The sequence below is a fragment of the Mesorhizobium sp. genome, assembly GCF_004962925.1.
Lineage (GTDB): Bacteria > Pseudomonadota > Alphaproteobacteria > Rhizobiales > Rhizobiaceae > Mesorhizobium.
The window spans coordinates 1-7,168 of the sequence record NZ_SUEO01000252.1 but is presented as its reverse complement, the minus strand read 5'-3'; the positions used below and the strand labels follow the sequence as shown (position 1 = coordinate 7,168).

Below are 7,168 nucleotides of genomic sequence, written 5' to 3'. Positions count from 1 at the left end.
AAGGCGGGTCCCGCGGCCCGTTTCACCTCGCGCAACGACAACATCTCGCTGGCGCTGATCGACGATGGCGGCCTCCGCGCCGGCCTGGCTGGAAAAATCCTGTTTTCGCGCGATGGCGGCGACGCCGACGAGCTGAAGGGCCTCGACCCGGTGCGCTGGGGCGGCGAGGCCGGCGGCTTCTTCGAATTCTATCCTTTTGACTGGCTGCGCGCCCGCGCCGAATTGCGGCACGGCATTCGCGCCCATAGCGGCTTTGTCGCCGATATCGCCGCCGACGCCTTTTATGATGTGACGCCGGACGTCAGGATTTCGGGCGGGCCGCGCGTTTCGTTCGCCTCGTCGGACTATTTCGACGCCTATTATGGTGTCAACGCCGAGGAAGCTGTGGCTTCGGGCCTCAGCGAATACCATCCAGGCGGCGGGGTGAAATCGGCAGGCCTTGGCGGCGCGGTGACCTGGAAGGTGACCGAGCCGATGACGGCCAGCCTGTTCGGCGAATATTCGCGCCTGATGGGCCCGGCGGCCGATTCCAGCCTGGTCAAGGAGCGCGGCGACCGCAACCAGTTCACGATCGGCGTCTCGACGACCTACCGGTTTGATTTCTCGATGTGATGTCGCAGGTTGTGTATTGCGCGCAGCCGCATGGCTCAGGCGACTATGCCGTAGGCGATACGGTTGAGTTCGTCTTCCACGCAATTGGTACACGCATCTAGGGCAAGCATCAGAGTTCGGGCTTTTCAATATCGGCCGTCTCGGCTAAAAGCCCAGCCATGACGAGCTTTTCGCGCCTTCTCGCGATTGCGATACGAATTACGAGCCCGGTGTTCCGGGCGGCCTGACTGCCGCCGGAGCCGCCGGGAATTTTGCGCGCGGCCTCTCGCGCTTTTTCCAGATCATGATAGTTCAACGCCCGGGCTCTTTTGCCGCCGGGCAATGCATATGGCAGACCAATGACCGATACCCCAATGACCGACACCGTCGAAACGATCGACTATTCCAAGACGCTTTACCTGCCGCAGACGGATTTCCCGATGCGCGCCGGCTTGCCCGAGAAGGAGCCGTTGCTGGTCAAGCGCTGGCAGGACATGGATCTTTACCGCAAGCTGCGCGAAAACGCCGCCGGCCGCGAAAAATACGTGCTGCATGACGGGCCGCCCTACGCCAACGGCAATATCCACATCGGCCACGCGCTGAACAAGATCCTCAAGGACGTCATCACCCGCTCGTTCCAGATGCGCGGCTACGACTCGAACTATGTGCCCGGCTGGGATTGCCACGGCCTGCCGATCGAATGGAAGATCGAGGAGCAATACCGCGCCAAGGGCAAGAACAAGGACGAGGTGCCGGTCAACGAGTTCCGCAAGGAATGCCGCGAGTTCGCCGCGCACTGGATCAAGGTGCAGGGCGCAGAATTCCAGCGGCTGGGCGTCGTCGGCGACTTCGACAATCCCTATACGACGATGGCGTTCCATGCCGAGGCGCGTATCGCCGGCGAACTGTTGAAATTCGCCATGTCGGGCCAGCTCTATCGCGGCTCCAAGCCGGTGATGTGGAGCGTGGTCGAGCGCACCGCGCTAGCCGAGGCCGAGGTCGAGTATCAGGATTATGAGAGCGACACCATTTGGGCGAAGTTTCCGGTCGTCAGCCTCGCTCGTCAGGTCACCAACGTCGAAGATGGGCAGCCAGCCTTGGATCCAAAGCTGACGGAGACGTCACTGGACTTGCTGGAGGCCCACGTTGTCATCTGGACGACGACGCCGTGGACGATCCCCGGTAACCGCGCCGTCAACTATTCGCCACGCATCAACTACGGCCTCTACGAGGTGACGGCGGCAGAGAACGCGTTCGGCCCGCAGCCCGGCGAACGACTGATCTTTGCCGACGCGCTGGCGGAAGAGTCCGCTCTCAAGGCCAAAGTAACGATGAATCGCCTCCGTAGCGTTTCGGCCGAAGAGCTTGGAAGCCTCACGCTTTCTCATCCCTTCAAAGGTTTGAATGGCAGCTACGAATTCCCCGTGCCGATGCTCGCCGGCGACCATGTCACCGACGAAGCCGGCACCGGCTTCGTCCACACCGCGCCGGGCCATGGCCGCGAGGACTTTGACGCCTGGATGGATGCTGCGTCGGACCTACGCCCGCGCGGCGTCGATACCGCTATCCCCTTCACCGTCGACGATGCCGGCTTCTTCACCAAGGACGCGCCTGGCTTCGGCCCGGACCGCGAGGGCGGAGCGGCGCGCGTCATCGACGACAACGGCAAGAAGGGCAATGCCAACCAGGCGGTCATCGACGAGCTGATCAAGCGCAACGCGCTGTTCGCGCGCGGGCGATTGAAGCATTCCTACCCGCATTCGTGGCGGTCGAAGAAGCCGATCATCTTCCGCAACACGCCGCAATGGTTCGTCTATATGGACAAGGAGCTGGGCGACGGCACGACGCTGCGCAGCCGAGCCTTGAAGGCCATCGACGACACCCGCTTCGTGCCGGCCGCCGGCCAGAACCGCATCCGCGCCATGATCGAGGAGCGTCCCGATTGGGTGCTGTCGCGCCAGCGCGCCTGGGGCGTGCCGATCGCTGTATTCGCCGATGCCGACGGCAACGTCCTGCGCGACGAGGCGGTCAACCAGCGCATCATGGATGCCTTCGAGAAGGAAGGCGCCGACGCCTGGTTTGCAGCCGGCGCCAAGGAGCGTTTCCTTGGCAATCACGATGCCTCGAAATGGCAGCAGGTGATGGACATCCTCGACGTCTGGTTCGATTCGGGCTCGACCCATGCCTTCACCCTGGAGGATCGTCCGGACCTCAAATGGCCGGCCGACGTCTATCTCGAAGGCTCCGATCAGCATCGCGGCTGGTTCCACTCCTCGCTGCTCGAAAGCTGCGGCACCAGGGGCAGGGCACCTTACGACACCGTCGTCACCCATGGTTTCACCATGGATGAGGAGGGGCGGAAAATGTCGAAGTCCCTAGGCAACACCGTGGTGCCGCAGGACGTCATCAAGCAGTCGGGCGCCGATATCCTGCGGCTGTGGGTGGTGACGACCGACTACTGGGAAGACCAACGGCTCGGCAAGAACGTGCTGCAGACCAACATCGACGCCTATCGCAAGCTGCGCAACACCATCCGCTGGATGCTGGGCACGCTTGCTCATGACGATGGCGAGGATGTGCCGCTGGACAAGATGCCGGAGCTGGAGCGGCTGATGCTGCACCGACTCTCCGAACTCGATGAGGTCGTGCGCGCGGGCTACGACGCTTTCGAGTTCAAGCGCATCACCCGCATGCTGCTCGATTTCATGGTGGTCGAACTGTCGGCCTTCTATTTCGACATCCGCAAGGACGCGCTCTACTGCGAAGCGCCGTCCAGCGTAAAGCGCAAGGCTTCCGTTCAGGTGGTGCGCCATCTCTTCGACTGCCTGGTGAAATGGCTGGCGCCGATGCTGCCCTTCACCATGGAGGAAGCCTGGCTCGACCGTCATCCGGATGCCGTTTCGGTGCATCTCGACCAGTTTCCGCAAATCCCGGCCGATTGGAGGAACGAGGCTCTGGCGGAAAAATGGCGCAAGGTCAGGCAGGTTCGCCGTGTCGTCACCGGCGCGCTGGAGATCGCACGCGCCCAGAAGGTCATCGGCTCGTCGCTGGAAGCGGTGCCGGTCGTCACGCTCGACGATACGGCGCTCGAAGCGGCGATATCAGATGTCGACATGGCCGAGATGGCGATCACCAGCGATCTGGTCATTGCGCATGGCAGCGCGCCTTCTGGCGCCTTCACGCTGGACGACGTCAAGGGCGTCGCCGTCGTGGTCGAGAAGGCCGAGGACCGGGGCCTGGTCAAGTGCGCGCGCTCGTGGCGCTATACCGCCGATGTCGGCAGCGACGCGGAATTCCCCGATGTTTCGGCCCGGGATGCCGCTGTGCTGCACGAGTTGAAGTCGCTTGGTCGTATATGATGCATGTCGCCCAAAAGTGTGAAACGGTTTTGGGATAACGACATGCACAGCCGCCATATCGGTGCACAAATGCCACGGCGGGCGGCTGATCGGCCCCCGCGCGTTGCCCTTAACGAGTGGTTGAGGTAAACACGCGAAACTCCGGACGACAAATTGTCGCCGGATTTCCGTCGGAAGAGCATGGGCGATGGGGACCGGACCTTTTGGCCGGTGCGATCGAGAGGCTGTCTAGAGTGGGACTTTTTGGCATGACCGAAAGAACTTGCGCGCGCGTTGCGCTGCTGGCGCCGCTTGTCGTATCCGGCCTGGCCCTGTCCGGCTGCATGGGTTCGCCGACCTACGGGACCGACAAGCCCGCCGCTGCACAGCTTGCCGGCGATCTCACCAGCGCTTTTTCAGTCATTCCGAAGAACAAGGACAGGATCGACTACAAGCCGCGTCCCGAACTGGTGAAGCCGGCGCCGGGGCAGAAGGAACTGCCGCCGCCGCAGGACAGTATCGCGACGGCGAGTGCCGATTGGCCCGAATCGCCCGAGCAACGCCGCGCTCGCCTGCGCGCCGATGCCACGCTCCATCAGGACGACCCGGATTATCAGGCGCAGATCGTCGATGACGTCCAGACGGATCCGACGGCGATCAAGGCTGCGATGGCGCAGTCGGGATCCAGCCATCCGCCGGCCTGGACTCCGGCGGATTCGGACAAGGGCCGCGCCGCCGAGGTCAAGCGCCGCCTCGCCGAAGGCAAGCAGGGTGACCCGAACACCCGCAGATACCTGAGCGAACCGCCTGTGCAATACCGCGCCGCTGCCGCCACCGCGCCGCAAGAAGACCTCGGCGAGGACGAGTACAAGAAAGAACGCCGCCTCAAGAAGGAAGCGGCCGCCAAGAACAAGAGCGGCGGCATGTTCGACTGGCTGCCGTGGTAAGCTGCTAGGGAAAGCTGGCGCCGCTACGGTTCGCGTCGCTCCCGGAAAAAATCCTTCAGAAGCAGCGCCGCGTCGCTCTCGGCCATGCCTGGATAGATATCTGGCACATGGTGGCAGGTCGGTGAGGCGAAGAAGCGCACGCCGTTGACCACAGCGCCGCCCTTCTCGTCGGCGGCGCCGAAATAGAGCCGACGCAGCCTGGCGAAGGAAATGGCGCCGGCGCACATGGCGCAGGGCTCCAGCGTCACATAGAGATCGTGGCCGGTGAGCCGCTCGCTCGACAGTTTGCTGCAGGCTTCGCGGATCACCAGCATTTCGGCATGGGCCGTGGGATCGGCAAGCTCGCGGGTGCGGTTGCCGGCACTGGCAACGACCGTATCGCCGCTGGCGATGACCGCGCCGACCGGCACTTCGCCGCGCAAGGCGGCAGTTTCGGCCTCTTTCAGCGCCAGCGCCATGAAATCCGGCCGCCTCAAGCGGTTTCCATTCCTATTATCTCCTCGCTACTCAGGCGTGATCCTGTTATCTACCCGCCCAAACGAGCAAAGGCCACATGGACGACAAAAACAAGAAATTCCCGGGCCAAAAAGGCCCGCGCAAGAACGGCCCGAAACCGTCAGGCCCGCGCGGTCGTGACGCCGCTGCCGGCAAAGGCGGTAAGCCGTCCCTCGGCGCGAAAAAACCTTACGCGCCACGCGGCGACCGACCGATGGCGGCCGATGGCGAGCGGCCGAAGCGCGACTTCAAAAGTGGCGATAGGCCGTTCAGCAAGGGGCCGCGCCCGGAAGGCAAGCCTTATGAAAAGCGCGAGGGGCCGCGCAAGCCCTATGCGCCGCGCGGCGACCGGCCGATGGCGGCTGACGGCGAGCGGCCGAAGCGCGACTTCAAAAGTAGCGATAGGCCGTTCAGCAAGGGGCCGCGTCCGGAAGGCAAGCCTTATGAAAAGCGCGAGGGTCCGCGCAAGCCCTACGCGCCGCGCGGCGACCGGCCGATCGCGGCCGATGGCGAGCGGCCGAAGCGCGACTTCAAAAGCGGCGACCGGCCATTCAGCAAAGGGCCGCGTCCGGAAGGCAAGCCTTATGAGAAGCGCGAAGGGCCGCGTAAGCCCTACGCGCCGCGCGGTGATCGGCCGGCGGCTGCCGAAGGCGAGCGTGGCGAAAGGCGCTTTGACCGTCCCAAGGGAGATTTCAGTGATCGCCCCAAGCGCGACTTCGGCGATCGGCCCAAGCGCGATTTTGGCGGTGATCGGCCCCAGGGGGCACCAGGCGGCGGCTTCAAGCCGCGCCCGCGTCCCGCCGAGGCGACGGAAGAGGCTGGCGAGCGCATCGCCAAGCGGCTGGCCCGCGCCGGCCTTGCCTCGCGCCGCGATGCCGAGGAGCTGATCGCAGCCGGCCGCGTCAAGGTCAACGGAAGGGTGCTATCCTCGCCCGCCTTCAACGTGATGCCCGGCGATATCATCCATCTCGACGGCATGGAGATCCCGCCGATCGAGCGCACCCGGCTGTTCCTGTTCCACAAGCCGGCCGGCGTGGTCACCACCAACCGTGATCCCGAGGGCCGCAAGACCGTCTTCGACGTGCTGCCGGCCGACCTGCCGCGGCTGATGACCATCGGCCGACTCGACATCAATACCGAAGGCCTGCTGTTGCTTACCAATGATGGCGGCCTGTCGCGCGTGCTCGAATTGCCGGCCACCGGCTGGCTCAGGCGCTACCGCGTGCGCGTCCACGGCAAGGTCGAGGAAAGTGCGCTCGCCGGCTTGCGCGAAGGCATCGCCGTCGACGGCGTCTTCTACGGCGCCATCGAGGCGACGCTCGACCGCGAGCAAGGCACCAATGCCTGGCTGACTCTCGGCCTGCGTGAAGGCAAGAACCGCGAGGTCAGGAACATACTGGGCTCGCTTGGTCTCGACGTGACACGGCTGATCCGCATTTCATACGGACCGTTCCAGCTCGACGACCTGCCTGAGGGCCATGTGCTGGAGATCAAGGGCCGCGTGCTGCGTGACCAGCTCGGCGAACGCCTGGTAGAGGAATCCGGCGCCAATTTCGACGCCGAGATCACCAAGCCGTTTTCCAACAAGCCGGTGCGGCGTGAAGCGGTGCGGGAAGAGGAACCGGAGCGGCCGAAATTCACCCGCGACGGCGAACGCCGTCCGATCGGCGAAGGCGGATTGATCAAGAACCGCAAGCGCCGCGAAGGCAGCCGCGACGAGGCGCTGGGCAAGCTGTCGACAAGTCCAGGCAGAAGCTTTGGGCCGGAAAAGAGCTTTGGTGAGCGTGGCCCCAAATC

Annotated in this window: 6 protein-coding genes; 4 read left to right on the top strand and 2 right to left on the bottom strand. The window is 64.2% G+C overall.

Translation table 11 applies throughout. From position 1 onward, the window contains the following. Positions 1-612: MipA/OmpV family protein (locus E5W87_RS31235; RefSeq protein ID WP_292406530.1), on the top strand; the 612-nt coding region annotated here is incomplete at its 5' end. 109 nt (positions 613-721) lie between these two features. Here the strand turns inward: E5W87_RS31235 and E5W87_RS31230 are convergent. Beyond that, positions 722-907 carry a hypothetical protein gene (locus tag E5W87_RS31230; protein WP_292406527.1) on the bottom strand — a complete coding sequence of 62 codons (186 nt, stop codon included), beginning with the start codon at positions 905-907 and terminating at the stop codon, positions 722-724. Positions 908-965: 58 nt separating this feature from the next. On the opposite strand from E5W87_RS31230, the gene ileS reads away from it, so the two are divergent. Together ileS and E5W87_RS31220 are read left to right on the top strand one after the other, a co-directional pair. Beyond that, positions 966-3,950, top strand: coding sequence for an isoleucine--tRNA ligase (gene ileS, locus E5W87_RS31225; RefSeq protein WP_292406539.1), 2,985 nt, complete (start codon positions 966-968; stop codon positions 3,948-3,950). A gap of 248 nt (positions 3,951-4,198) precedes the next feature. Continuing rightward, on the top strand, positions 4,199-4,876 hold the full coding sequence (locus E5W87_RS31220) for a hypothetical protein (RefSeq protein WP_292406524.1): 678 nt from the start codon (positions 4,199-4,201) through the stop codon (positions 4,874-4,876). A gap of 23 nt (positions 4,877-4,899) precedes the next feature. Here E5W87_RS31220 and E5W87_RS31215 read toward each other — a convergent pair whose 3' ends face one another. Further along, positions 4,900-5,352: a nucleoside deaminase gene (locus E5W87_RS31215; RefSeq protein WP_095485627.1), complete on the bottom strand. Its 453-nt coding sequence runs from the start codon at positions 5,350-5,352 to the stop codon at positions 4,900-4,902. 77 nt (positions 5,353-5,429) lie between these two features. Between E5W87_RS31215 and E5W87_RS31210 the strand changes: the two genes are divergently transcribed. Next, the coding region (locus E5W87_RS31210) for a pseudouridine synthase (protein WP_292406520.1) at positions 5,430-7,168 on the top strand (1,739 nt) is incomplete at its 3' end.

What these genes read in the sequence shown, in the direction of transcription:
- E5W87_RS31220 (WP_292406524.1), top strand. Translation starts at nt 4,199, where the DNA reads ATGACCGAAAGAACTTGCGCGCGCGTTGCGCTGCTGGCGCCGCTTGTC.
- ileS (WP_292406539.1), top strand. Translation starts at nt 966, where the DNA reads ATGACCGACACCGTCGAAACGATCGACTATTCCAAGACGCTTTACCTG.